Origin of the sequence: Janthinobacterium sp. 35 (genome assembly GCF_002754575.1) — a bacterium.
Taxonomy (GTDB): Bacteria; Pseudomonadota; Gammaproteobacteria; order Burkholderiales; family Burkholderiaceae_D; genus Janthinobacterium; species Janthinobacterium tructae.
Genome location: NZ_PEFN01000001.1, coordinates 2,954,633 through 2,978,081, shown reverse-complemented (window position 1 = coordinate 2,978,081; position 23,449 = coordinate 2,954,633). Strand labels below are relative to the sequence as shown.

The window sequence follows — 23,449 nt, the reverse complement described above, 5'->3', positions numbered from 1 at the left end:
GCCTCTCATCATTTGCATGAGGAAAGAGCGCTACAGGGATAAGAAAGTACAACGTTGTTGCTTGTTTGTTGATACATACAATCATTACCCATCAAGTCGCCTCATGCATTGCTGCACGCATAGACTTGATCAATAAATAATCTTTACTTCTTCCAGATTGTTAAAGAACATACAGCACTTGATCTCGAAAAGACCAAACCTAAATCCCGGTGCACTTATCAGCACTGATTTACGTTTGAACTTTTGGTGGAGGATGACGGGATCGAACCGACGACCCCCTGCTTGCAAAGCAGGTGCTCTCCCAGCTGAGCTAATCCCCCTAGGGTATTTCCAGACTACAGAAACTGGTAGGGCTGGTTGGACTCGAACCAACGACCCCCGCGTTATCAACACGGTGCTCTAACCAGCTGAGCTACAGCCCCAAATGCTGTTCTTTATATTAACAGCCGATAAGTGTGAACATTTGATGCGTGAACCAGTTACCTGATTCGTGCAAACTCTAGAAAGGAGGTGATCCAGCCGCACCTTCCGATACGGCTACCTTGTTACGACTTCACCCCAGTCACGAATCCTACCGTGGTAAGCGCCCTCCTTGCGGTTAAGCTACCTACTTCTGGTAAAACCCGCTCCCATGGTGTGACGGGCGGTGTGTACAAGACCCGGGAACGTATTCACCGCGACATGCTGATCCGCGATTACTAGCGATTCCAACTTCATGCAGTCGAGTTGCAGACTACAATCCGGACTACGATACACTTTCTGCGATTAGCTCCCCCTCGCGGGTTGGCGGCGCTCTGTATGTACCATTGTATGACGTGTGAAGCCCTACCCATAAGGGCCATGAGGACTTGACGTCATCCCCACCTTCCTCCGGTTTGTCACCGGCAGTCTCATTAGAGTGCCCTTTCGTAGCAACTAATGACAAGGGTTGCGCTCGTTGCGGGACTTAACCCAACATCTCACGACACGAGCTGACGACAGCCATGCAGCACCTGTGTACTGGCTCTCTTTCGAGCACTCCCTGATCTCTCAAGGATTCCAGCCATGTCAAGGGTAGGTAAGGTTTTTCGCGTTGCATCGAATTAATCCACATCATCCACCGCTTGTGCGGGTCCCCGTCAATTCCTTTGAGTTTTAATCTTGCGACCGTACTCCCCAGGCGGTCTACTTCACGCGTTAGCTGCGTTACCAAGTCAATTAAGACCCGACAACTAGTAGACATCGTTTAGGGCGTGGACTACCAGGGTATCTAATCCTGTTTGCTCCCCACGCTTTCGTGCATGAGCGTCAATCTTAACCCAGGGGGCTGCCTTCGCCATCGGTGTTCCTCCACATATCTACGCATTTCACTGCTACACGTGGAATTCTACCCCCCTCTGCCAGATTCTAGCCTTGCAGTCTCCAATGCAATTCCCAGGTTGAGCCCGGGGATTTCACATCAGACTTACAAAACCGCCTGCGCACGCTTTACGCCCAGTAATTCCGATTAACGCTTGCACCCTACGTATTACCGCGGCTGCTGGCACGTAGTTAGCCGGTGCTTATTCTTCAGGTACCGTCATTAGCAAAAGATATTAGCTCTCACCGTTTCTTCCCTGACAAAAGAGCTTTACAACCCGAAGGCCTTCTTCACTCACGCGGCATTGCTGGATCAGGCTTTCGCCCATTGTCCAAAATTCCCCACTGCTGCCTCCCGTAGGAGTCTGGACCGTGTCTCAGTTCCAGTGTGGCTGGTCGTCCTCTCAGACCAGCTACTGATCGATGCCTTGGTAGGCTTTTACCCTACCAACTAGCTAATCAGATATCGGCCGCTCCACGAGCATGAGGTCTTGCGATCCCCCACTTTCATCCTTAGATCGTATGCGGTATTAGCGTAACTTTCGCTACGTTATCCCCCACTCTAGGGTACGTTCCGATATATTACTCACCCGTTCGCCACTCGCCACCAGAGCAAGCTCCGTGCTGCCGTTCGACTTGCATGTGTAAGGCATGCCGCCAGCGTTCAATCTGAGCCAGGATCAAACTCTTCAGTTTAATCTCTGTTTAATGTCATTTCTGACAGGTCGGACAGTATCACTACCATCCAAATCTTTTGCATTGCAAAAGATTTGCTCACTCAAAAAACTGACAGGCTACTTCCGAAGAAGTATCCTATTTCATTATTTCTTGTGAACATTTGATATTTTAAGTTAGACGCCAATCCGAAGATTGACGCTGCACTTACATCAAATGCCCACACTTATCGACTGTTAATTGTTAAAGAACGGTATTCGGTACTGCTTATTTACTACTCTCGCGCTATCGACAAAGCGTTGTGTTTGTCAGCTGCGAAGAAGGAAGAGTATGAAGCGTTTCGGCTATTTCGTCAACCTTCTTTTTTGCCCGCTTCACTCGGCATTTGCATGCATCGTTCAGCGAGGGGGCGAATTATAGCCCTGCCCCACGCACCCGGCAAGGGCTATTTGCGGCCATTTTTATGGCAAGACAAACGATTTCACCAAGGTCAGCTCGCCGGCGGCCCGCATCGGCACCTGGAAGCTCTGCAGCTTTTCACGCGGCGTGCCTTCGTTGGTGATGATCGATAAGCGGGCAACCGTCAACATGGCGGTGTTCTCGCCGCTGCCGTAGTAATTGACATAGGCGTGATAGTTGCCCTTCAGGGGCGCGGCACTGGAAAAGATTTCCGGGCCATAGCCGGTAGTCACATCCACATCCAGCGCGCCGCCATCTTTCAAGACGCGATTGCCATACCAGGCGTGGCCACCGTCCGGCGTGACCACATGCAGATCGAGGTCGGTGCCGGGGCTGTCCCACGACAGCACGATACGCAGGCGCGCCTGCGTCTTGCCCTGGTAGCTGTCTACAAACTGGGTGCGTGCGCGGCTCCGGCCATCGGGCGAGCGCACTTCCACGCTATTCGAGCCGCTGCCGAAGCCATACGGTCGCCCATAGCTGCCGTCCTCGCCCACTTCCATCGGCATCGCCACGCCGTTGACCACCAGGGTGGCGGGCTTGCCCTTGATAGCGCCCGCGATACGCCCCCGTATCTGCGCCGTCTCGGCCTGGCCCGGCTGCAGGTTGACCGACGCGGCGGGGTAGTTGACCGCTTGCGTGTATTCCTCGCTAGCGCCGGCCGAATTGCGCCAGCCACTCCTTGGGGCGTCGATGGTGACCTGGGCCTGCGCCCACAATGGCAGCAGCAACAGAGAGCACAAAGGGTAAAGAGGTAGTGTCTTCATCGTCTCAATACTTGAAAGTCTTGACCAGCGTAAGTTCGCCGATACCGCGCAAGGGCACGACAAACTCCTCGCGCCGCTCGCGCGCAGTGTTTTCGTTGAATACCAGCGTAATGCGGCTGGTAATGACGGGCCGCTGGCGCGTGTTCTCGTCAAAGTGATAGCCCTCACCGCTGAAATTACCCCAGTAATTGATCCATACCTGGTATAGCCCGCGCATCGGCGACGTCATCATGAAATTTTCCGGCCCCGGGCCGTCGACGGTATCGGCATCGAGCCCGCCACCGTTGCTCAGGGTCGGGTGCGACCAGAATGCATGCTGGCCATCGGGCGTGACCACATGCAGGTCGACCTCGGCCTGACTGTCGTCCCAGGCCGCGATAATCCGGATCATGGGCTGCGGCCGGCTGCGGTGCGCCTCATAAAACTGCACGCGCTTGACCGGCTTGCCGTCGGGCGAGCGGATCTCGATGCTGTTCGAGCCGGAGCCGAAAGAATAGGCGCGCGCGTAGCGGCCATCATCGTCCGTGTACAGCGGCGTCGGATTGCCATTGACCACCAGCTTGTGGACAGGCCGGCTTTTGCCCGCCTTCTCAAGCTCGCCGCGTATCATGCGCCGGCCACTCTGCGCGCCACGATCAATCAGCGAGTAGGGATAATTGACCGCCAGCTCATTGGATTTGTCCGTCAATCCCGCGCGGTTCCAGCCTCCGACGGGGGTGGTCATGCTCTTGTCGGCGGCCTGCACACAAGGCCCGGCCAGGGCCAGCACAGCTGCGCCCGCGATCAGGACGAATACATTCATATCGACTCCAGGTTAAGGTCGACCAGCCGGCGGGCCAGCCGCTCGACATATTCTTCGTCCTGGCCACGCGGATGACGGCGCAGGCCAAGGTGTAAATATTCATGGGCCAAGGTGATGCGGTCTTCGCGCGAGGCAAGCGGCCGCATGAAGATGCGGTTACGCGACTGCTCCGAATACGGCGCGCCGCTGGACAGGGCACAGACCAGCGGCGCTTGCGGCGGCGCTTCGTAGCCGGCCTCGCGCAGCAGCACGCGCTGCCAGCGCGGCACGGAGCGCGCCAGCCAATCCTCATTCTGCACCAGGCGCCGGCAACGCGCGCCGGTATTGCCAAAGGTGCTCAGCGCGCCGCCGGGATAGGCCGTCGCCAGCAATTCATCATAGTGCTTGCCTTGTCTGGCCTGGCGCACCGCCTCGCTCCACGCCATCGTGCCCTCGGATGGCAAGGTGCTGTGATAGCGCACGGTGACGCCATCGACGATCAGCTGGTCGGTCCAGCGCGCAATCGCCAGCGCCGCCGGCGTGGCGGGGCTGGGGCTGACGCGCTGGGTTGCGCTGCTGTCGGCGATCTGCTGGCAGCCCGCCACAGTCATCGCGTTCTGCTGCAGGTACGTGCGCGCGGCGATTGCCAGCGCCTTGGCCGCTTCCGGCTCGCCAGCATTCGCTTCGCGGTCGAGCACACGCGCCACATATTCATTGACGCCGAAGCGGCCGCGCAATTGCGGGCGGCCGCCCTTCTCCTGCAATAGCATCAGCTCACCGTTGCTACGCAAGGCGAGGTTCTGGCCATTCTCGAATTGCACATGGTAGCGGCCATTCAGCGGCCCGGGTACGGCCATGCCACCCTCGCCGCGCACGGCACGGATCGGATAGCGCTTGAAGTAATCGACCACCACGCAGCCGCCATCGTCGGCCGCACCCACTGGCGGCAAGCTGGCGGCTAGCCTGGGCGCCCACTGCTCAAAGACATTGCTGCTGCCGCCCGCGCCGCCAAACCAGATCGGCGTGCCATCGGACAGCCAGCCTGCCGCGCCACCTATCCGCCCACCCGCCTGGTGCCAGGAATACGTTTTTACGCGTAACTGGCTGCCGAACCAGCGCGCCGTCCCGGCCCCGCGCCCGTCCAGCACCACACGCAGCAGGGCCGCTTCGGCTTCCTGGCGGCTGGCTGCCGGTATGCTGTCCAGCGCGCGCAGCAGGCTGTCCAGGCGCACCATGCGATTTGGTGCCAGCTGCGCGGGATTGGCCAGCCAGGCAAAGTCGCCTGCCGGTGCGCTACCCAGGCGGCCGGTCCAGTACTGGCGCCATGACGCCGGCGCAATCATCAGGCGTTTCGGCGAAAAAAATGGACCACAGGACTGCGCCAGCGCCGCGTCGTGGCCAATGCTCTGACCCGCATCGCAGCAATACACTTCTTCCGGATCGCGGCCACCGCAGCGGTAGTCCGGCATCGCCACCTTGTTATCGGTCGCATATACATACACAAACAGCTTCCACAGGCTGGCCAGCGGCACTTGCCGCGTGCCGTCAAACGGCGGCGAGAGTGGCAGCGCCACGCCGCCCTGGCGCAGCTGCCGCACTTCCGTCTTGCCATCCTTCCACCAGGCGACATCCAGCGATTTTGACAATGACTGCGACCAGGCAGGTGCGGCCAGCAGCAGGGTCGCCATCAATGCAGGAAGGGCTGCGCGCATCACTCGACCTTCAGCGCGCGCATGGTCTTGCCGCCGCCCTCGAACGCTTTCAGCTCCGGCTGATACATGCGGTAAAAGCGCGCCGGCGGCAGCACGTAACTGCCCTTTTGCGCGAAGCGCAGCAAATGGCGCACCGTCACCTCGCCGGCCAAAGGCTCGATCGGCACGCCATAGCCGTCGCGGCGCTCCGTGTGGCGTGCACGTTCCAGCGCAGTCGGCTTGTCGCCCGCCATGACCATGCCCCAGGTGGTCGATTCGACCATGGCGCCTGGCGGCAGCGCCACTTCCAGCAAGCCAAAGCGGTGCTTCGCACCCGGTGCCGCTTTCAAGGTGATTTCATCGAGGTACAGCGCGTCCGTACTGAACGCCTCGCCCGGCTTGACCAGTTCTGTCGTATAGCCTCCCTTGCCCGCCTTCATGCGCAGGATGCGCCGTTCGACGGCGACCGGCAAGGTTTGCGCTTCGGCCGCGTGACTGTCGTACTGCAGCACGGCCACCGTACCGGCCGGCGCTGCGGTCGATGCAGCGAGACGCAGTTTGTCAGGCAAGCCCTTGGCGTCAAGCCAGCGCCAGAGCGGCTGGCCGCTGCGGCTGTCGCGTTTTTGCCAGGCGCCGTCCAGCGCCACGGCAGGCCCCTTGCCGAACGATGCGCCACCCAGCTTCTTTTGCACCCACATCAACGTCATCGCACGGTCGAGGGTCGGCATTTCGGCGCGCACGCCGGCCAGTACCGCGTCGGCCTGCGATGGGGGCACTTCGCCAGCCAGCATCAGCAAGGCCTGCGCCACCGGCGCTTTCGATTCGCGCAAGACTTGCCAGGCGCTGGCCACTTGCAGCTGCAGCCCATGCGGCAAGGCGATGCCATTCTGGCTGGCGACCAGCGCCACCAGACCCAGCGCCATCGCTTGCGCCTCGCGGTCAGAGGCGCCGCCCAGCAGCAGGCTGCCGCTGTCGCCCGCCTGGCGCGGCTTGCCGCCCAGGACGGCGATGCCGCTGTCGTCCACCAGGCCGGCTGCCAGCGTCTGGGTGGGCAGGCCCATCTCGCGCGCCATCCACAACACCAGCGCGCGGTCGCCCATCGCATCCTTCAAACCATGTTCGCTGTAGACGGCCAGCAGCTTGTTCCAGTGCTCGGGCGGCAACTCGATGTGCAGCGCGCGCGCCGCGTACCAGTCGGCGTAATAGGCGTAGGCCGTCATCAAGGCATTGCCGGCCGTGGCATTGCCCCACCAGCCGAAGACGGCATTCGGACCAGCCATGGAGACCAGGCGCAGGCGCTGCGCCGTGAGCAGCGTTTGCAGCCGTTCGCTTGCCGCGCCGGTGTCCGGCCCCAGGCTTTGCGTGGCCAGCGCCAGCGGAATCAAGCGGCTCGCCGTCTGCTCCACGCAGCCATACGGATAGTCGATCAGGTCGTCGGCGATGCGCGCGAAGTGGCTGGCCGCGCCCTGCGCGAACGAGACGCGGATATTGCGCGCATCCGCTGGCAGCTTGAGTGGAATATCCGCGGTGGCGCCATCGAGCGGCAACGCCAAGGAGCGCGGGCTGCTCCAGGCGGTGGGCAAGGTTTGCATGGCCGTCTCTAACGCATCGACCAGTTTGCCATTCTGTTTCAGCTCCAGGCGCAGCGGTCCGCTGCCTGCCGCGAGCGGGAACTCAACGTAGTTGACACCCGGTTTGGCAGTCAGTTTTTCCGTCTTCGGCTGTGCCCCGCCGGAGAGGACGACGTCGAGCGCCTGCTCCTTGCCCGTCTGGTTGAACACGGCTACCGAAGCGCGCGGCGCATCGCCGGCGCGCATCCAGTCGGGCGCCGTCCACTTGGCATAGAAGTTTTTATCGGAACGCAGATAGGCAGTGCGCTGGCCGACGCGCCCCTGTTCATCCATCGCGCGGCCGGTGATCCTCCAGCGGGTCAGCGCGTCGGGCATGGTAAAACTCACGCGTGCATTGCCATTCGCGTCGGTTTTGAGCGATGGCGCCCAGTAAGCCGTGTCGATATTGTCGCGGCGCGGACGTTCCAGCACCTTGACGCCGCGCTCGTTGTAGTTGTGGCGCGCGGGCGCACCGGCAGTGCGCCCCTGTGCCATGTCGTAGCTGATGAAGGACAGGCTGGCCGTGGTGCGCACGTTGTTGCGGCGCGGATGGTAGAAGAAGTCGCCGATGTCCGGCGCGATTTCCGGCTGCAGCACATAGATCATTTCATCGACCACGCCCAGCGCCACCAGGGTGCTCAATGGCTTGCCATCGAGGGTGGCCTTGACATCCAGCGTCACCTTCTCGCCCGGCTGGTAGACTTCCTTGTCACTCTTGAACTGCAGCGCGATGCGCGGCTCGATCACTTGCAGGCCGGCGTTCTCGAAGACGAAATCGCCATTGCGCGTGTACGCCACCGAGAACGTCATGTTCGGGCCATGCTCTTCTTTTACCGGGATGCGCACTCTCCACTGGCGCGGCGCCACGCGCTTCGCCTGATACCAATCAGCTGCGCCGGCCATCAAGCCATGGTGTTCTACCTTGTCGCGTTCGAGCGTGAACAGCGCCTGGTCGACCTTGTCGGAGAAGGTGATCAAGGCCTCGGCCGTGTCGCCCGGACGATAACGGGCGCGGTCCAGCACGATCTCGATGCTGCCCGGCGTCGTCTGCACGCCATCACCCGACACCCAGTGGCTGGCGGCGGCCAGCAGGTTGCCGCGCTCGTCGCGCAGCGTCAGCTGATACGAACCCGAGGCCGGGAATGTCACATCCCAGCCCTTGGCGTTGGGGTCGAACGCGCCTTCGGTCTTGCTCTGTTTTTCCAGCTGCACCATCTGCCAGCGCACGGGCTTGGCCGCGCCCTGACCATCGGCCAGCAAGTCGAAATGCACGTTTTGTCCCGGATCGGAAAACTGGCGCGTGGCCTTCAACTGGTAGCTGCTGCTCGAGCGTTCTATCATCAGCTCGCGCGTCGCCTTGACGCGGTAGGCCGCGCCATCGGTCGCCAGCACGGTCAATATGTAGCGCGAGGGATCGGCGGCCGGCGGCAAGGTGAAGTCCACATTGCCGCCGCCATCGCTCGTCACTTCCTCGGTCTTCAAGGCCACGGGGAACAGGCCACTGTAACGCAGCTCCCCCTCGACCATGGTGTTTTGCTGGCCGCGCAGCGACAGGGTCATCTTCGCGTTTTTCACGGGTTTGCCATCGGGGTAGCGCAGCGCGATGCTGCCCTTGACCACCTCGCCCGTCTTGAATTCCGGCTTCGATGGCTGGACGTTGATTTCAAAGTGCGGCTTGACGTATTCGGCCACACGGAAGGCCGCGCCATATACGCCATCCTTGTAATTGAAGCGCAGTTCATAACCGCCGGCGGTGGCTTCCGTGGGCAGACGGAAGCGCGTGTCGGCGCCCGTGTCACCGGACAGCTGCAGCGTTTGCGTCAGCAGCGGTGTGCCGTTCGGATTGAGCACGGTGAGACTGACAGGCGCGCTGGCCGCAGCCTGCGATGCGCGCGCGGACGTAAATTCACGACCCAGGAACTTGACGTTGACTTCATCGCCGGGCCGGTACAGGGGCCGGTCGGTCACCGCATAAATCTTGGTGTTATAGATTTCGCTGTCATAGTAAAAATTCTCGGACACGAACACGCCGCCGGCGCGGTCCTGGCCCAGCACATACGTATGTTCGGGACTGCCGCGTTCGAGCGACGCGACACCGTCGGCGCCGGTGATCGCTGACTGCAGCACGCCCGTGCCGTCCGTCCACGCCACACTGGCGCCGGCCACGGCGGCGCTGTTGTCGCGCCGCGCCGTCCAGACCAGCATCTGGCCTGACGATACCTTGGTGACGGCCACCGTATCGGACACGAATACCAACGTGGTGGCGCGGTGCTCGCCGATGATCGCTTCGACCAGGTACAAGCCCGGCTTGCGCTTGCCTAGCGGGATCATCACATTGCCGGCGCCGGCGACGATGAAGTCGCTGCTCGATCCATCGAGCTTGACGCCCTTCGGCGGTGCGATGGCCTTGGCCTGCCAGATCGGATAGCGGAAGCTGTCGACCAGCTCCATGCCCTTGATCGGTTTGTACTGCGGATGGTTGGCGAACACGGTCGGCCGGCGGATGGCGTCATTCGTCGCCAGCTGCGGCTGTTCCTTCGTTACCGCGCGGCGCGCCTCGCCGGAAAACAGCTTGCGCCAGGCCAGGCGCGACTGTTTCCACCAGCGATCCCACAGAAAGCTCAAGGTGTTGGCCAGGCCTTCGCCCTGGTAATTGCCTTCCACCTGGATACGGTGCAGATTGCGCTGTTTTTTCAGGAATTCCATCGGTTCGGGCACACGGTAGATGACGATGTCGGCGCCCGAATACGCTTCCAGGTTCATGCGTCCCATGTCACGGCCCGGCACTTCCAGACGCACGCGCGCTTCATCAAGACTGCCGTAACTGGCGTCCGAGAGCAGGAAGAAGGGTTCGCCCTTGAAGGTGGCGTAGTTGCTAGACTCGTTGCTGGACTCGCGCTGCTGCGCGGAGGCGTTGCCCAGCATGAGCAGCGCCAGCAGGCCTATAAATAGCAGCTTCATGACAGGAACGCCAGCCGGAACACCCCGGCGAAATTGGGATTGTTGACCACAGGTTGCCACCGCGTGTCCTTCCAGCTCGTGAGTTCTTTGATATCGACGGTCCGCAGACCATTGTCGTCGGGGGTGACGGTGCCGGTGTGGTAAGCGATGCGCGCCCCCATCCAGACCATCAGGTGCTGTTCGTCGCCCTGGTCGAAAAACAGCAGGTCGCCGGGTAGCGCCTGGCTGATTTCGCGGGCGATGAAACGGCTGTTGTGCTGTACCAGCGCCAGCGCCGTGACGAAATGGCCGACCTTGCCGCCCGTTTGCACCCAGCGGTTGCGCAAGGCGGCCTGCTTCGCGTCCAGTTCCAGCTCGGGCGGCAGGCGCCGGTCGCTGGCAATACCGTTCGCATGCAGCCACTTCGCGTCATGCACGCTCAATGCCTCGTTGACGGCAAAGCGCACCAGGCCGGCGCAATCGCGGTGCGTCCAGCGCGGCGACGGTCCCCGTTCGATCTGCGCGTTGACGATGCGCAGCATCCAAGCCTGGAAGGCGCGGCTCTGCGCCTGCGACAGCTGCACTTGCGGTTCGGCGGCTGTGCGCAGGGCCCAGGCGGGCATTGCCACGGTGGTGGCGCAGGCCGCGATCCAGCGCAAGGCGGCACGGCGCGCATGCCGCCCATGCCACAGCGTCATCGCGCGGCCTCTTGCCATTCCAGCGTTTCCCACGAAATACCGCTGGCGGGCTGCCGCTTGAGCACCATGCGCAGCGGCGGGTATTTTTTCAAGGCGTTCAGGCGCGGCACCAGGTGTTCATTGGCGGCTGCGCGCAGTACCGGTTCATTATTCGCCGGCAGGGTATCGAAGGCTTCCAGCTGGATCAGCCGGGCCAGCGACGCCGGCGCGATCAGGCCGATGGTACGGGAAGCATCGGGCAGCAGGTCGCTGGCCGCCGGCGCCTGCTTGCGGCGCACGGCCAGTACCTGGTCCACCAGCTTGCCGTCGGCCGAGAAGACCACCGTATTGCCGGCCACGGCCAGCGCCGGTGTGGACTGGCCCAGGGCCGTGGCGACACTGCGTTCCCAACGAACGGCGCCATCTTTACCGGTCGTTTTGCGCACGGGGTCCTTGCCGCCGATGGCCGCCTCGAACAGGCTGCCATAGACAGCGTCATCGCCGGCCTGCGCACTGCGCGTGGCCACGAACACGGGCGTATGCAGGCGTGAAGTGCCGTACCAGCAGGCGGCGGCCGGGCCTTGCAAGTGCCCGGCCAGCGGCGCCACCGGTTCCGAGGTCTTGCTGCCCAGGCGCTTGAGCACGGGCTGCAGCGCGGTCCAGTCGACCGGCACGCTGAAGCAGGCGCTCGGGTTGTGCGGCAACTGCGGCCACAGGGCGCTGCTGTCGTAGCCGCCGTTTTTCAATTTATCGGCATTAAGCAGCACCTTCGATTGCCAGGCGCCGTGTTGAAAATCGAAGCGCAGCGCCTCTAACGCGCCGAAGAAAGGCTGGTAGCCGAATGACAGGAAATCCGCCTTGACGGCGATGCTGTGGCCCTCGGGCGCGGCTGGATCGAGATGGAATTGCGCGTGAAAGACGTTTTGTTTGGCCGGCTCCGGCGCCAGCAGGCTGGCCACGGTTTTCTCGGCCGTGCCATCGCCATGCTTGCCTTCACTGCCGCCATACAGCATGCCGGGATGGGACAGGATGACCAGACGCTGGCCATGCGCGGCAAACAGCAAGGTGCGCTGCCAGGCGTAATTGAGCGCGTAGACGGGCACGCTGTCGCCATCGACGCGCAAGCTGCCGGCCACGCGCATTTGCGTATCCTTCAAGGCGATCTTGCCCGCCTCCTCGAGCAAACGCGTGAGCTGGCTGCGCGACACGGCAATCGAAAAGTGCTTGAGCGAGCCGTCTGCATCGCGCCACAAGGCCACTTCCGCAGGCTGGTCCAGCACCATGCGCAGCAACTGGTCGCCCCAGCCCAGTTCATGTTCGTAGGCGATGCGGCGCAGGCTGCCCTTGAGCCCCAGCCGGTCTTCGCTTTGCTCGTAATAGAACAGGAAATCCTCGCGCAGCACGTCGCGCGCCAGCGGCACCGTCAGCAGGTCGCGCGGCAAGGCCGACAGGCTTTTCGTGCGGACCAGCGCATCGGGCCTGGATAAATCCAGCTTCAGGCCGTTGACCGGCCCCATCGCGCCCCAGCCAAACGCGCGGTAGCCGACCAGTGCAGCCGCCACCAGCGCCACGCCAGCAAGTGAGCCGAGCAGGACCTTGTTATTGAGTACTTTTTTCACCAGCACCGTGTATCCCCTGTTGCCCTGCCGAAGCATTGCCAAGTTAGTAATTATTGACAAATGGTAACATGGCATTTGTGGCCGCAGCGCACCGGTGACGCGACAGCGTAAAATAGCGGTTTCGCCGTTTCCATCGCTGCCATGACCATCCTGCTTTCCACCCTGAACGCCCGCTACACCCACGCTTCGCTGGGATTGCGCTATCTGCTGGCCAATATGGGGCCGTTGCAAGCGCAGACGCGGTTGCAGGAATTCGTCATCGGCACCAAGACAACGGAACTGGTCGAGCGCATCCTGACGAACAAGCCGCGCATCATCGGTTTTGGCGTGTATATATGGAACGTCGAGGAAACCACCAAACTGGTGGCCATGCTCAAGCGCGTGGCGCCCGACGTCATCATCGTGCTGGGCGGGCCGGAAGTGTCGCACGAGGCGGGTGAGCAAGAGATCGTCAAGCTGGCCGATTACCTGATCACGGGCTGGGGCGACGTCACCTTCCCCAAGCTGTGCGGCGAGATCCTCAACGGCCCGAAACCGCTGATGAAGATCCATGCCGGCGTGCAAGCGCCTCTGGCGGAACTGCAACTGCCCTACTCCTTGTATACAGACGACGATATCCGCCACCGCACGATTTACGTGGAAGCGTCGCGCGGCTGCCCGTTCAAGTGCGAATTTTGCCTGTCGGCGCTGGACAAGACGGCCTGGCCCTTCGCCCTGGAGAACTTCCTGGCCGAGATGGAATCACTGCATGCGCGCGGCGCCCGACTGTTCAAGTTCGTCGACCGTACCTTCAACCTGAATATCAAGACCAGCCTGAAGATCATGCAGTTCTTTCTGGACAAGATCGAGGCGAATCCAGACGATCCGATCTATGCCCACTTCGAGCTGGTGCCCGACCATCTGCCCGATGCCTTGAAAGAAGGCATCAGCAAGTTCCCGCCCGGCGCACTGCAGTTCGAGATCGGCATCCAGAGTTTCAATCCGGAGGTGCAAGCGCTGGTCAGCCGCAAGCAGGATAATCAAAAGGCGGCCGACAATATCCGCTGGCTGTGCGAAGAATCGAACGCCCACTTGCACGTGGACTTGATCGCCGGCTTGCCGGGCGAGGATGAAGCGAGCTTCGCGGCCGGTTTCAACAAGCTGGTGGCCTTGAAACCGCATGAAATCCAGTTCGGCATACTAAAACGGCTGCGCGGCACGCCCATCATCCGCCATACGGAAAATTACGGCATGGTGTTCGACCCGCACCCGCCGTATACCATCCTGGCGAATAAACAGCTCGATTTCATGAGCATGCAGCGCCTGGTGCGCTTCGCCCGCTACTGGGACCTGGTGGCCAACTCGGGCCGCTTCGCCAATACGGTGCAATGGATGCTGGGCGAGTCGCCGTTTGAAAACTTCATGGACTTTTCGAACTGGCTGTACGCCCATACGGACGCCACGCACCGCATCGCCATGGAACGCCTGGCCAAGCTGGTGGCGCAATGGCTGCAGACGCGCGGCATGAGTGCGGTCGAGGCCAATGCCCTCGTGGCCAGCGACTATGCGGGCGGCGCGCAAGCGGCAAACCACGCCAAGACCAGCGACCAGCCGAAGGCGCACCTGGAGGCGGCAATACCGCAGCGGCAGGCGCGCCATCTGGCCTCCTGAAAGCGTGACGATTGAACATCGGTGGCGGTCTGCGCCATTCTCCCTTAAACTGGCACGATGCCGACTGTACAATCGCCGAAACTGACCCTCTCCCAGACCAGCTCCCAACAGGGAGCCCTTGTCACTGCCAGCGGCACCTGGCAGGTGCACGCGCTCGCGCATGACAATGCCATCAAGGCCATCGACGCCCAGCTCAAGCCCTTGCAGGGCGACACCAAGGTGCAATGGGACCTGTCGCAGATCGACAGCATGGACCATATCGGCGCCCAGCTGTTCTGGAATGCCTGGGGCAAGCAGCGCCCCGCGCAGCTGACCCTGGCGCCGTCGCAGGAAGAGTTTTTCCGGCGCATCGAAGAGACGGGCCCCCTGGAGACGCCGCCTTCGCGCGCCAACCGCCTCACGCCCGTGATGAAGCTGGGCATGACCATCCTGCTGTTTTTCGAACATTTGAAGGGTTTTATTGCCCTTGTCGGCCAGGTGACGCAGGATATCGGCCGCTTTGCGCGCCATCCCATGCGCGGGCCGTGGCGTGAAATTTCCGCCAATATCTTCCATGCGGGCTTCCAGGCGCTGGGCATCACGGCCCTGGTCGGCTTTCTGATCGGCGTCGTGCTGTCCTATCTGTCGGCGCAGCAGCTGCGCGCCTTTGGCGGCGATATTTATCTGGTCAACCTGCTGGGCATGAGCGTCATCCGCGAACTGGGGCCGTTATTGGCGGCCATCCTGGTGGCCGGCCGCTCGGGCTCGTCCATCACGGCCCAGCTGGGCGTCATGCGCGTCACGGAAGAGCTCGACGCCATGCTGGTGATGGGCATTTCGCACGGTTTCCGCCTGATCATGCCGAAAGTGCTGGCCCTGGCCATTTCCATGCCCCTGCTCGTCATCTGGACGGATACGGCCGCGCTGATCGGCGGCATGGTGGCGGCCAAGGTGGAATTGAATCTGTCGGCGCGCTACTTCATCCAGAAGCTGCCGGACGCCGTGCCGCTGGCCAACTACATGATCGGCCTGGGCAAGGGCGTGATTTTCGGCATGCTGATCGCGCTTGTCTCCTGCCACTTCGGCCTGCGCATCAAGGCCAATACGGAAAGTCTGGGGCACGGCACCACCACCGCCGTCGTCACGGCCATCACCGTGGTGATCCTGGCCGACGCCGTGTTCGCCATCGTCTTCAATGGAGTGGGCTACTGATGGCGGACGACACCGATATCGCTTGCAAGGTGAGCGGGGGCAAGGATGGCCAGTTCAACCTGCATGGCAGCGCGCCCGTGGTGGAAATCACCAACCTGTGGACCAAGTTCGGCCGCACCGTCGTGCACCAGGACTTGAACCTGGAAATCGAACGGGGTGAAATCCTGTCCATCGTGGGTGGCTCCGGCACGGGCAAGACGGTGCTGCTGCGCCAGATGCTGGGTCTGGAACATCCGGCACGGGGCTGCGTCAAAGTCTTTGGCGAAGATATCAACAAGGCAAGTTCCGACCAGTTGCAGCAATTGCGCAACCACTGGGGCATGCTGTTCCAGCAAGGCGCCCTGTATTCGGCCCTGACCGTGTTCGACAACGTGGCGCAACCGATGCGCGAATTGCGCGTGCTGCCCGAGGCACTGGTGCACGACGCGGTATTATTAAAGATGAACATGGTGGGACTGGGTCCGGAACATGCGCTGAAAATGCCGTCGGACTTGTCGGGCGGCATGATCAAGCGCGTGGCCCTGGCGCGCGCGCTGGCGCTGGAACCGAAGCTGCTGTTCCTCGACGAACCGACGGCGGGCCTGGACCCGGATCTGTCGGAAAGTTTTGTCGCCCTGATCCAGTCGCTGCACCGCGAACTGGGCTTGACGGTGGTGATGGTCACGCATGACCTCGACACCCTGTTCGCCCTGTCCACGCGCATCGCCGTGCTGGCGGAAAAACACGTGATCGCCATCGGCCCCACGCGCGAGGTGATCGAAGTGGACCACCCGTTCATCAAGCAATTTTTCCTCGGCGACCGCGGCAAGCGCGCACTGGCCGTCCTCGATGAAAAACAGGCGGCGGCAGGCAAGGCGGCGCAGCCAGGCGACGATGCCGGCACAGACAAGAAAGCGGAGAAGTAATGGAAAACAGATCACATGCCCTGATGACGGGATTTTTTACACTCACCCTGCTGGTGGCGGCCATTCTGTTCGGCGTCTGGTTCAACCGCGACCGTGTGGAAAGAGTGCCGTATTTGCTCGCCACCACCCTGTCCGTGCCGGGCCTGAACCCGCAGGCGACCGTGCGTTACCGGGGCCTGGAAGTGGGCAAGGTCGACGCCATCGATTTCGACACGCAAAAGGCGGGGCAAATCCTCGTGCACATCAGCGTGGCGCCCGACACCCCCGTCACCAACACCACCTTTGCCAGCCTCGGTTACCAGGGCGTGACGGGCATCGCCTACATCCAGCTCGACGACGAGCACGTGGGTTCGAAACTGCTGGGCACCAGCAAGGACAAGCCTTCGCTGATCCCCCTGCGCGCCGGCTTGCTCGACCAGCTGGAAAAGCGCGGCAAGCGCATCCTGGACCAGGCCGAGCAGATCACCAACAAGGTGAATAATCTGCTCAGCCCCGACAACCAGGCCGCCATGCTGGGCGCCTTCAATGAAGTGGGCAAGGCAGCCAAGGCCTTTGGCGCCATTCCGCAGCAGCTGGAACCGACCCTGACGCAATTGCCGCAGTTGACGGAACAAACACGCCAAACCTTGACGGCCGTCAGCACGGCCAGCAAGAACGTGTCGGATTTGACGGCCACGTGGAAAAAGCTGGGCAACGACATCCAGGCGCCAGGCGGCGTGCTCGACAAGGTCAATGGCACGGTCGACCGGGTCGGCAATTCGGTGGAAACGGTGGCCAATGGCGTATCGCTGGAAGTGCTGCCGCAAGTAATCGAGCTGAGCGGCGAGGCGCGCTCCTCGATGCGCGCCCTGAAAACCACCATGAGCACGCTCAATGAACAGCCGCAGAGCATCTTGTTCGGCGCCCCAGACATCCCGCCCGGCCCGGGCGAGCCCGGTTTTTCGGCACCGGGCAAATAAGGAGAACACCGCATGCCTATCCCACGCAATCTCAGCGCACTGATCCTGGCCGCCGCCTTCCTGCTGGGCGGCTGCGCCAGCCGCGGCCCCGTGCCCACGTTTTATGATTTCGGCCCTGCCGCGCCGCAGGCGGCCGTGCAGGCGGCGGCGCCAGCCGTGCCCGTGCTGGTGATCGCCGACGCCAACGGCCCTTCCTGGCTGGACAGCCAGCGCATGTATTACCGGCTGCTGTATGCCGATGCGCAGCAGTCGCGCCCGTACGCCTACAACCGCTGGAACACGCCGCCGCTGCAACTGCTGAGCCAGCGCCTGAAAACGCGCATCGCGCAAAGCGGCGTGAAAGTGCTGTCGACCACGGACGCGGCCGCCGGCATGCCCCTGCTGCGCATCGATGTCGATGATTTTTCGCAAAACTTTGATACGCAGACGCGCAGCAGCGGCCATGTGTCGCTGCGCGCCTCGCTGTTCCGCGGCCACCGCCTGATCGACCAGAAAACCTTCAGCCGCAGCGGACCGGCCGGCAGTGCCGACGCGCAGGGCGGCGCACAGGCGCTGGCGGCGGCCTCGGACGCCATCGCCGCCGACCTGCTGGCATGGCTGGGCACACTGAACCTGCCGAAAGAGTGACCGCAGCACGATGACCGACCCCGCAGCCTCCGCCAGCCCGCCCGCGCCACTGCCGCCCGCACGCTCGTCGCCCGTATCGCGCGCGACCCTGCTCGCCTACGTCTTCCTGATCGTGTACGCCAGCTGGTTCCCGTTCACGGGTTGGCACAGCAATGGCCTGTCGCCGCTGACTTTCCTGGAAAACACGCGCATGCCCCGTTACTGGACGGGCTTTGACGTGGGCATCAACGTCGTCGGCTACATCCCGCTGGGCGCATTGATCGTGTATTCGCTGTTTCCAAGGATTACTGGTTTCTTTGCCGTCGTGATCGCCAGCCTGTGCGGTATGTTGATTTCCGGCAGCATGGAGGCCGTGCAAACCTATTTGCCCAGCCGCGTATCGTCGAATCTCGACTTTTATACGAACTCGGCCGGCTGCCTGATCGGTTCCATCATCGGCGCCCTGACGGCGCGCAAACTGCTCGACCATAGCCATCTGTACCGCGTGCGCCAGCGCTGGTTTGCCCAGCACGCCAGCCAGGGCCTGGTGCTGCTGGCCTTGTGGCCGCTGGCGCAAATCTATCCGCAAGGCTATCTGTTCGGCCTGGGCCAATTGCTGCCCATCCTGTCGGACTGGGCCTCCAGTCTGATGGGCATGGAGATCGACCTGGCCGCATATCTGCGGCCCGATGTGATATTGACGGTCGAGCAATATTGGCTATCAGAAACCATCATCACGGCCTGCGGCATGACGGGCGCCGTGCTCACCTTGCTATGCCTGCTACGCCGCGCCGCGCCGCGTGCCGCGCTGATGCTGCTCCTCATCGCCGCCGCCTTGATCGTGCGTTCGATGGCCAGCGCGCTGCTGTTTTCGCCCGAAAACGCCTTCGTCTGGATCACGCCGGGTGCCCAGGGCGGCTTTTTGATCGGCCTGATCATGCTGGGCGGCCTGGCCTTCGCGCCCCATGTGGCGCAGCGCCGCATCGCGGCCGCCACCTTGCTGCTGAGCCTGGTGATGGTGAATACGACGCCGATCAACCCATACTTCATGTCCACCTTGCAAGGCTGGGTGCAAGGCAAGTTCCTGAACTTCAATGGCGCGGCGCAATTTTTGGCCTTGCTGTGGCCCTTCATGGCCCTGTGGTTCCTGTGCCTGCCCTCGCACCGTTTGAACCGGCAGGATGATGTGCAGCGCCAGCGTCGCGAAGACCACCCATAAGCGTTATCATGGCGCATTGACGATTCAGCAGGAGCACAGTATGAGCGACGCACCGTATTTTGAACGCCACGTTTTTTTCTGCATGAACAAACGTGAAGACGGCCGCAACAGTTGCGGCGACCATGGCGCGGAAGCGGCGCAAAAGCATTGCAAGCGCCGCATCAAGGAACTCGACATGAATGGCGCGGGCAAGATCCGCATCAACCAGGCCGGCTGCATGGACCGCTGCGAAGAAGGCCCGCTGCTGGTCATCTACCCGGAAGCGACCTGGTACACCTATGTCGACACCAGCGATATCGATGAAATCATCGATACGCACCTGGTGGGCGGCAAGATCGTAGAACGCCTGAAAATCTAAGCCCCATCTTTAATCCTAATTTAAGCCTACGCCACCAGTATGAGCATCATGAACAGAAATTCGGAAAAATTTACCCTCGCCGGCCATGCAGGCAGCATGGAAGGCTTGCTCGATTTCCCGGCAGACACCCCGCGCGGCATCGCCCTCGTTGCCCATCCGCACCCGTTGTACGGCGGCACGATGGATAACAAGGTCACGCAAACCCTGGCGCGCGCGTTTGTCGCCCTCGGCTACGTAGTGGCGCGCATCAACTTCCGCGGCGTGGGCGCCTCGGAAGGCGTACACGACCATGGCGCGGGCGAGACGGACGACATGCAATTGCTGTATCAACACATGGTCGGCCTGTATCCGGGCTTGCCCGTGGCCTTGTCCGGCTTCTCGTTTGGCACCTTCGTGCAATCGAAACTGCAGGAACGCCTGGCCGCCGCCGGCACGCCCGTCGAGCGCCTGGCGCTGATCGGCAGTGCGGCCGGCAAATGGGCCATGGCCGACATTCCCGCCGACAGCATTTTGATCCACGGCGAACTGGACGACACGATTCCCCTGTCCGCCGTCTTCGACTGGGCCCGTCCACAGGACATTCCCGTGATCGTGATCCCCGGCGCCGACCACTTTTTCCACCGCAAGCTCAACCACATCAAGAACCTCGTGATTGCGCTGTGGCATGGTGACAAACCCGCAATCGCAGCCGATGATCATTGAAGTGTGGGCTTACTACCGCCTCCACGGCTATAATTGATCCGTTTTTTCCACGCGGCCATGTAAGTTGCAACGGCATGGCCCTCAGCCTTCATCTTTTTCGCAGACCAGCCTCCATGAAAAAACTCTTAGCGGCACTGGCCTCCAGTGTACTTTTCCTATCCGCCGCCTTCGCCCAGAGCGTTCCAGCCCCGACCATCGCCGCCAAGTCCTGGCTGTTGCTTGATGCCACGAGTGGCCAGATCATTGCTTCGCAAGATCCGGACGCGCGCATCGAGCCGGCATCGTTGACCAAGATCATGACGGCCTACCTGACGTTTGCCGCCATCCGCGAAAAGAAACTGGCGCTGGACCAAAAAGTAAATGTCTCCGTGCGCGCCTGGAAAGTCGATTCGAGCAGCTCGAAGATGTTCATCGACCCGGCCACGCCCGTCTCGATCGACGACTTGCTGCACGGCCTGATGATTCAATCGGGTAACGACGCCGCCGTGGCGCTGGCTGAAGCCGTTGCCGGCGATGAAGGTACGTTCGTCGTGCTGATGAACCGCGAAGCACAGCGCATGGGCCTGAAAAACACGCGTTTTGGCAATCCGCATGGCTTGCCTAGCCCCGATAACTATTCCACCGCACAAGACTTGTCCGTGCTGGCCAAGCGCGTGATCGCCGATTACCCGGAATTCTACAAAATCGATTCCGTGAAAAGCTTTACGTACAACAAGATCACCCAGCCTAACCGCAACCGCCTGCTGTGGCTGGACCCGACCGTCGATGGCATGAAGACGGGCCACACGGAAGCGGCCGGCTATTGCATGATCGCCTCGGCCCGCCGTCCGGGCGGCACCGGCGAGCGCCGCCTGATTTCCGTGGTGCTGGGCACCACCTCCGACCAGGCGCGTACGCAGGAAAGCCAGAAGCTGCTGAACTGGGGCTTCCAGAACTTCGATACGGTCAAGCTGTACTCGAAAGGCCAGGCCGTGGCCACGCCGGAAGTGTGGAAGGGCTCGAAAGGCACCGTGAAAATCGGTTTTGCCCGCGACGTGCTCGTCACCGTGCCTAAAGGCATGGCTGCCAAGATGAAACCTGTGCTGGAACGCAAGGACCCGCTGGTCGCGCCTCTGGCCGAGAACGCTCCTGTCGGCAAACTGAAAATGATGGTCGACGATAAAGTCCTGCTGGAACTGCCTGTCGTGGCGCTGGAAACCATCAACCAGGCCACGATCTTCGGCCGCGCCTGGGATTCGATGCGTCTGTGGATGAAGTAATTTTTTCTCGTATTCCATAAAAAATGCCCGCAGATGCTGCGGGCATTTTTTTCGCCTGTCTCGCCGCCGCTGTCTCCACAGCATGCTGTAGCGTAGCTGGCTATAATCATAGGGTATCCCTTCACGCCACCATCAGAAAGCCAGCCCATGAGCCATGTATTTCCCGCCAGCCTGCAAGCACCGCGCAGCCGTTTGAGTGCCAACGGCCCCGAACTGTCGCGCATCGTCGCCGGCATGTGGCGCATCGGCGAGTGGAATATGTCGGCGCAGCAGCGCCTGGCCTTCATCGAGCAATGCCTGGCGCTGGGCGTATCGAGTTTCGACCATGCCGATATCTATGGCGATTACAGCGCCGAAGGGCTATTTGGCGAAGCGCTGGCCTTGCAGCCGGGCTTGCGCGACAAGATGGAGCTGGTCAGCAAGTGCGGCATCAAGCTGCTCTCGCCGCACCGCCCCGGTCATGCCATCCAGCATTACGACACGAGCGCGGCGCATATCACCAGCTCCGTGGAACAGACCTTGCGCCAGCTGCACACGGACCGCCTGGACTTGCTGCTGATCCACCGTCCCGACCCGCTGATGGATTTCGACGAGATCGCCGGCGCGTTCACCCAGCTCAAGCAAGCGGGCAAGGTGCTGCACTTTGGTGTATCGAATTTCAGCCGCCACCAGTTCGAGTGCCTGCACCGGCGTTTCCCGCTGGTGACGAACCAGGTGGAGTTTTCGCCGCTGCACGTGGCACCCCTGTTCGACGAAACCTTCGACGGCTTGCAAGACGTGGGAGTGGCGCCGATGATCTGGTCGCCGCTGGCCGGCGGCCGGCTGTTCCAGGGCGGCGATGCGAATGTGGAAAATTTGCGCAATGTCATCAAGCAGATCGCCGACCAGCTGCAGCGGCCGTTTGCCAGCGTGGTGTTTGCGTGGATCATGCAATTGCCTTGCCGGCCCCTGCCGCTGACGGGCACGGGCCGCATCGAAGCGGTCGGCGTGGCTGTGGAAGGCACGCAGTTCACACTCAGCCGCAGCGACTGGTTCGCCATCCTGCGCGCCGCGCGCGGGCACGAGGTGGCTTAGTCTATTTCATCCGGGTCGTTGAAAACCTGGGGAAGCGCAATACCGCGCCAACCCAGATACCACGCCAGGTTCAGCGCCAGGGTGGCGGCGATGTAGACGGCGAAGAACAGCGCAAAGAAACTGGTCTTCAGCCACACCAGCAGGGCGACGGCAAGGATCAGCACCAGCAGCGCGGCCAGGCTTTTCTTTTGCTTGGAGCTGGGGAATCGCAAGGTCGACACCATCAGGCTGCCCACGCCGACGAGCAGCAGCATCAGCAGATAGCTGTGCAGCATGGAGTCGATGGGCGCCGGCCAGGCCACCACCACGGCCGCCACGCAGGCGGCGCCAGCCGTGATCGGCATGCCGACGAAATACAGCGGGTCGGTGCGCCCCACATTCACATTGAAGCGCGCCAGACGCATGGCGCCGCAGGCGACGAAGAAGAAGCTGGCCATGCCGCCAAAGCGCAGCAGCAGCGGATCGTGCACGCCCATCTGCACAAAACCATAGCAGTACAACAAGACGGCGGGGGCACAGCCGAAATTCATCACGTCGGCGATGGAATCGAGCTGCACGCCGAACTGCGAACTGGTGTTCGTCAGGCGCGCCACATAGCCGTCGAGTGCATCGAACACGCCGGCCAGCACCAGCAGCGCTGCCGCCAGGCGGTAGGCATCCGCGTCGCCCACCGGGGCGTTATCGACGGAAATGACGATGCTGGCAAAGCCGCAGGCTATCGACAGCAAAGTCACCATGCTGGGCAAGGCGTATTTGGCGCGCTGCAGGCGCGACTTGGGCAAGGTGTTCAAATTATGGGCAATCTAAGTAGCGGGAATGAGGCAATGCAGCGGCAAACGCTGCGCTGCGCTCATTCTACCCTGCGCAGCTGCGGGAGCGTCCGCGCACGAGCGCACGACATATCTTTTCATGGATGCTCTACGCGCTATCAAAATACCTTAGAATCGTTTCACCGGGCAGCACGCCGGC

17 protein-coding genes, 2 tRNA genes and 1 rRNA gene are annotated in these 23,449 nt (G+C 61.9%); 10 read left to right on the top strand and 10 right to left on the bottom strand.

Annotated elements, in window-relative coordinates; all coding sequences use genetic code 11:
• Positions 1-244: 244 nt before the first annotated feature.
• The 9 genes from CLU93_RS13260 to CLU93_RS13220 form a co-directional block, all read right to left on the bottom strand.
• Positions 245-320, bottom strand: a tRNA-Ala gene (locus CLU93_RS13260).
• 25 nt (positions 321-345) lie between these two features.
• A tRNA-Ile gene (locus tag CLU93_RS13255) sits at positions 346-422 on the bottom strand.
• Positions 423-503: 81 nt separating this feature from the next.
• Positions 504-2,034, bottom strand: a 16S ribosomal RNA gene (locus CLU93_RS13250).
• A gap of 440 nt (positions 2,035-2,474) precedes the next feature.
• On the bottom strand, positions 2,475-3,203 hold the full coding sequence (locus CLU93_RS13245; protein ID WP_257224954.1) for a YfaP family protein: 729 nt from the start codon (positions 3,201-3,203) through the stop codon (positions 2,475-2,477).
• A gap of 40 nt (positions 3,204-3,243) precedes the next feature.
• Positions 3,244-4,041 (bottom strand): YfaP family protein, encoded by a 798-nt coding sequence (locus CLU93_RS13240; protein WP_099761828.1) that lies wholly within the window; start codon positions 4,039-4,041, stop codon positions 3,244-3,246.
• Positions 4,038-5,732, bottom strand: coding sequence for a DUF2300 domain-containing protein (locus CLU93_RS13235; protein ID WP_099761825.1), 1,695 nt, complete (start codon positions 5,730-5,732; stop codon positions 4,038-4,040). The genes CLU93_RS13240 and CLU93_RS13235 overlap by 4 nt, the downstream gene beginning before the upstream one ends.
• The gene (locus tag CLU93_RS13230; RefSeq protein WP_218968336.1) at positions 5,732-10,282 is read right to left on the bottom strand and encodes an alpha-2-macroglobulin family protein; all 4,551 of its coding nucleotides are present in this window, start codon (positions 10,280-10,282) and stop codon (positions 5,732-5,734) included. The genes CLU93_RS13235 and CLU93_RS13230 overlap by 1 nt, the downstream gene beginning before the upstream one ends.
• Positions 10,279-10,959: a DUF1175 family protein gene (locus CLU93_RS13225; protein ID WP_257224953.1), complete on the bottom strand. Its 681-nt coding sequence runs from the start codon at positions 10,957-10,959 to the stop codon at positions 10,279-10,281. The genes CLU93_RS13230 and CLU93_RS13225 overlap by 4 nt, the downstream gene beginning before the upstream one ends.
• A complete protein-coding gene (locus tag CLU93_RS13220) occupies positions 10,956-12,557 on the bottom strand; it encodes a DUF2138 family protein (RefSeq protein WP_165829223.1) in 1,602 nt (533 codons plus the stop codon). Before CLU93_RS13220 ends, CLU93_RS13225 begins: the two co-directional genes overlap by 4 nt.
• A gap of 141 nt (positions 12,558-12,698) precedes the next feature.
• Between CLU93_RS13220 and CLU93_RS13215 the strand changes: the two genes are divergently transcribed.
• The 10 genes from CLU93_RS13215 to CLU93_RS13170 all read left to right on the top strand — a co-directional run bounded on the left by CLU93_RS13215 (position 12,699) and on the right by CLU93_RS13170 (position 22,480).
• Positions 12,699-14,207, top strand: a complete 1,509-nt coding sequence (locus CLU93_RS13215) for a B12-binding domain-containing radical SAM protein (protein WP_099761818.1) — start codon at positions 12,699-12,701, stop codon at positions 14,205-14,207.
• A 57-nt stretch (positions 14,208-14,264) separates the two neighbouring features.
• Complete coding sequence (locus CLU93_RS13210) at positions 14,265-15,398, top strand: MlaE family ABC transporter permease (RefSeq protein WP_099761815.1); 1,134 nt, start codon at positions 14,265-14,267, stop codon at positions 15,396-15,398.
• On the top strand, positions 15,398-16,303 hold the full coding sequence (locus CLU93_RS13205; RefSeq protein ID WP_099761812.1) for an ABC transporter ATP-binding protein: 906 nt from the start codon (positions 15,398-15,400) through the stop codon (positions 16,301-16,303). Before CLU93_RS13210 ends, CLU93_RS13205 begins: the two co-directional genes overlap by 1 nt.
• Positions 16,303-17,262, top strand: coding sequence for an MlaD family protein (locus CLU93_RS13200; protein WP_099761809.1), 960 nt, complete (start codon positions 16,303-16,305; stop codon positions 17,260-17,262). Before CLU93_RS13205 ends, CLU93_RS13200 begins: the two co-directional genes overlap by 1 nt.
• Before the next feature lie 12 nt (positions 17,263-17,274).
• Positions 17,275-17,889, top strand: coding sequence for an ABC-type transport auxiliary lipoprotein family protein (locus tag CLU93_RS13195; protein ID WP_099761806.1), 615 nt, complete (start codon positions 17,275-17,277; stop codon positions 17,887-17,889).
• 10 nt (positions 17,890-17,899) lie between these two features.
• Positions 17,900-19,087, top strand: coding sequence for a VanZ family protein (locus CLU93_RS13190; protein WP_099761804.1), 1,188 nt, complete (start codon positions 17,900-17,902; stop codon positions 19,085-19,087).
• 40 nt (positions 19,088-19,127) lie between these two features.
• A complete protein-coding gene (locus tag CLU93_RS13185; protein ID WP_034781335.1) occupies positions 19,128-19,445 on the top strand; it encodes a (2Fe-2S) ferredoxin domain-containing protein in 318 nt (105 codons plus the stop codon).
• A gap of 48 nt (positions 19,446-19,493) precedes the next feature.
• A complete protein-coding gene (locus tag CLU93_RS13180; RefSeq protein WP_099761801.1) occupies positions 19,494-20,147 on the top strand; it encodes an alpha/beta hydrolase in 654 nt (217 codons plus the stop codon).
• Positions 20,148-20,260: 113 nt separating this feature from the next.
• The gene (locus CLU93_RS13175; RefSeq protein WP_071075112.1) at positions 20,261-21,406 is read left to right on the top strand and encodes a D-alanyl-D-alanine carboxypeptidase family protein; all 1,146 of its coding nucleotides are present in this window, start codon (positions 20,261-20,263) and stop codon (positions 21,404-21,406) included.
• Between the two features lie 147 nt (positions 21,407-21,553).
• Entirely contained in the window at positions 21,554-22,480 is a 927-nt protein-coding gene (locus CLU93_RS13170; protein ID WP_099761798.1) for an aldo/keto reductase, read from the top strand.
• Here the strand turns inward: CLU93_RS13170 and pssA are convergent.
• Positions 22,477-23,247, bottom strand: coding sequence for a CDP-diacylglycerol--serine O-phosphatidyltransferase (gene pssA / locus CLU93_RS13165; RefSeq protein ID WP_180287996.1), 771 nt, complete (start codon positions 23,245-23,247; stop codon positions 22,477-22,479). The two genes, CLU93_RS13170 and pssA, sit on opposite strands and share 4 nt — an antisense overlap.
• Positions 23,248-23,449 lie beyond the last annotated feature (202 nt).

What these genes read in the sequence shown, in the direction of transcription:
- CLU93_RS13240 (WP_099761828.1), bottom strand. Translation starts at nt 4,041, where the DNA reads ATGAATGTATTCGTCCTGATCGCGGGCGCAGCTGTGCTGGCCCTGGCC.
- CLU93_RS13235 (WP_099761825.1), bottom strand. Translation starts at nt 5,732, where the DNA reads ATGCGCGCAGCCCTTCCTGCATTGATGGCGACCCTGCTGCTGGCCGCA.
- CLU93_RS13230 (WP_218968336.1), bottom strand. Translation starts at nt 10,282, where the DNA reads ATGAAGCTGCTATTTATAGGCCTGCTGGCGCTGCTCATGCTGGGCAAC.
- CLU93_RS13225 (WP_257224953.1), bottom strand. Translation starts at nt 10,959, where the DNA reads ATGACGCTGTGGCATGGGCGGCATGCGCGCCGTGCCGCCTTGCGCTGG.
- CLU93_RS13215 (WP_099761818.1), top strand. Translation starts at nt 12,699, where the DNA reads ATGACCATCCTGCTTTCCACCCTGAACGCCCGCTACACCCACGCTTCG.
- CLU93_RS13210 (WP_099761815.1), top strand. Translation starts at nt 14,265, where the DNA reads ATGCCGACTGTACAATCGCCGAAACTGACCCTCTCCCAGACCAGCTCC.
- CLU93_RS13205 (WP_099761812.1), top strand. Translation starts at nt 15,398, where the DNA reads ATGGCGGACGACACCGATATCGCTTGCAAGGTGAGCGGGGGCAAGGAT.
- CLU93_RS13200 (WP_099761809.1), top strand. Translation starts at nt 16,303, where the DNA reads ATGGAAAACAGATCACATGCCCTGATGACGGGATTTTTTACACTCACC.
- CLU93_RS13195 (WP_099761806.1), top strand. Translation starts at nt 17,275, where the DNA reads ATGCCTATCCCACGCAATCTCAGCGCACTGATCCTGGCCGCCGCCTTC.
- CLU93_RS13190 (WP_099761804.1), top strand. Translation starts at nt 17,900, where the DNA reads ATGACCGACCCCGCAGCCTCCGCCAGCCCGCCCGCGCCACTGCCGCCC.
- CLU93_RS13185 (WP_034781335.1), top strand. Translation starts at nt 19,128, where the DNA reads ATGAGCGACGCACCGTATTTTGAACGCCACGTTTTTTTCTGCATGAAC.
- CLU93_RS13180 (WP_099761801.1), top strand. Translation starts at nt 19,494, where the DNA reads ATGAACAGAAATTCGGAAAAATTTACCCTCGCCGGCCATGCAGGCAGC.
- CLU93_RS13175 (WP_071075112.1), top strand. Translation starts at nt 20,261, where the DNA reads ATGAAAAAACTCTTAGCGGCACTGGCCTCCAGTGTACTTTTCCTATCC.
- CLU93_RS13170 (WP_099761798.1), top strand. Translation starts at nt 21,554, where the DNA reads ATGAGCCATGTATTTCCCGCCAGCCTGCAAGCACCGCGCAGCCGTTTG.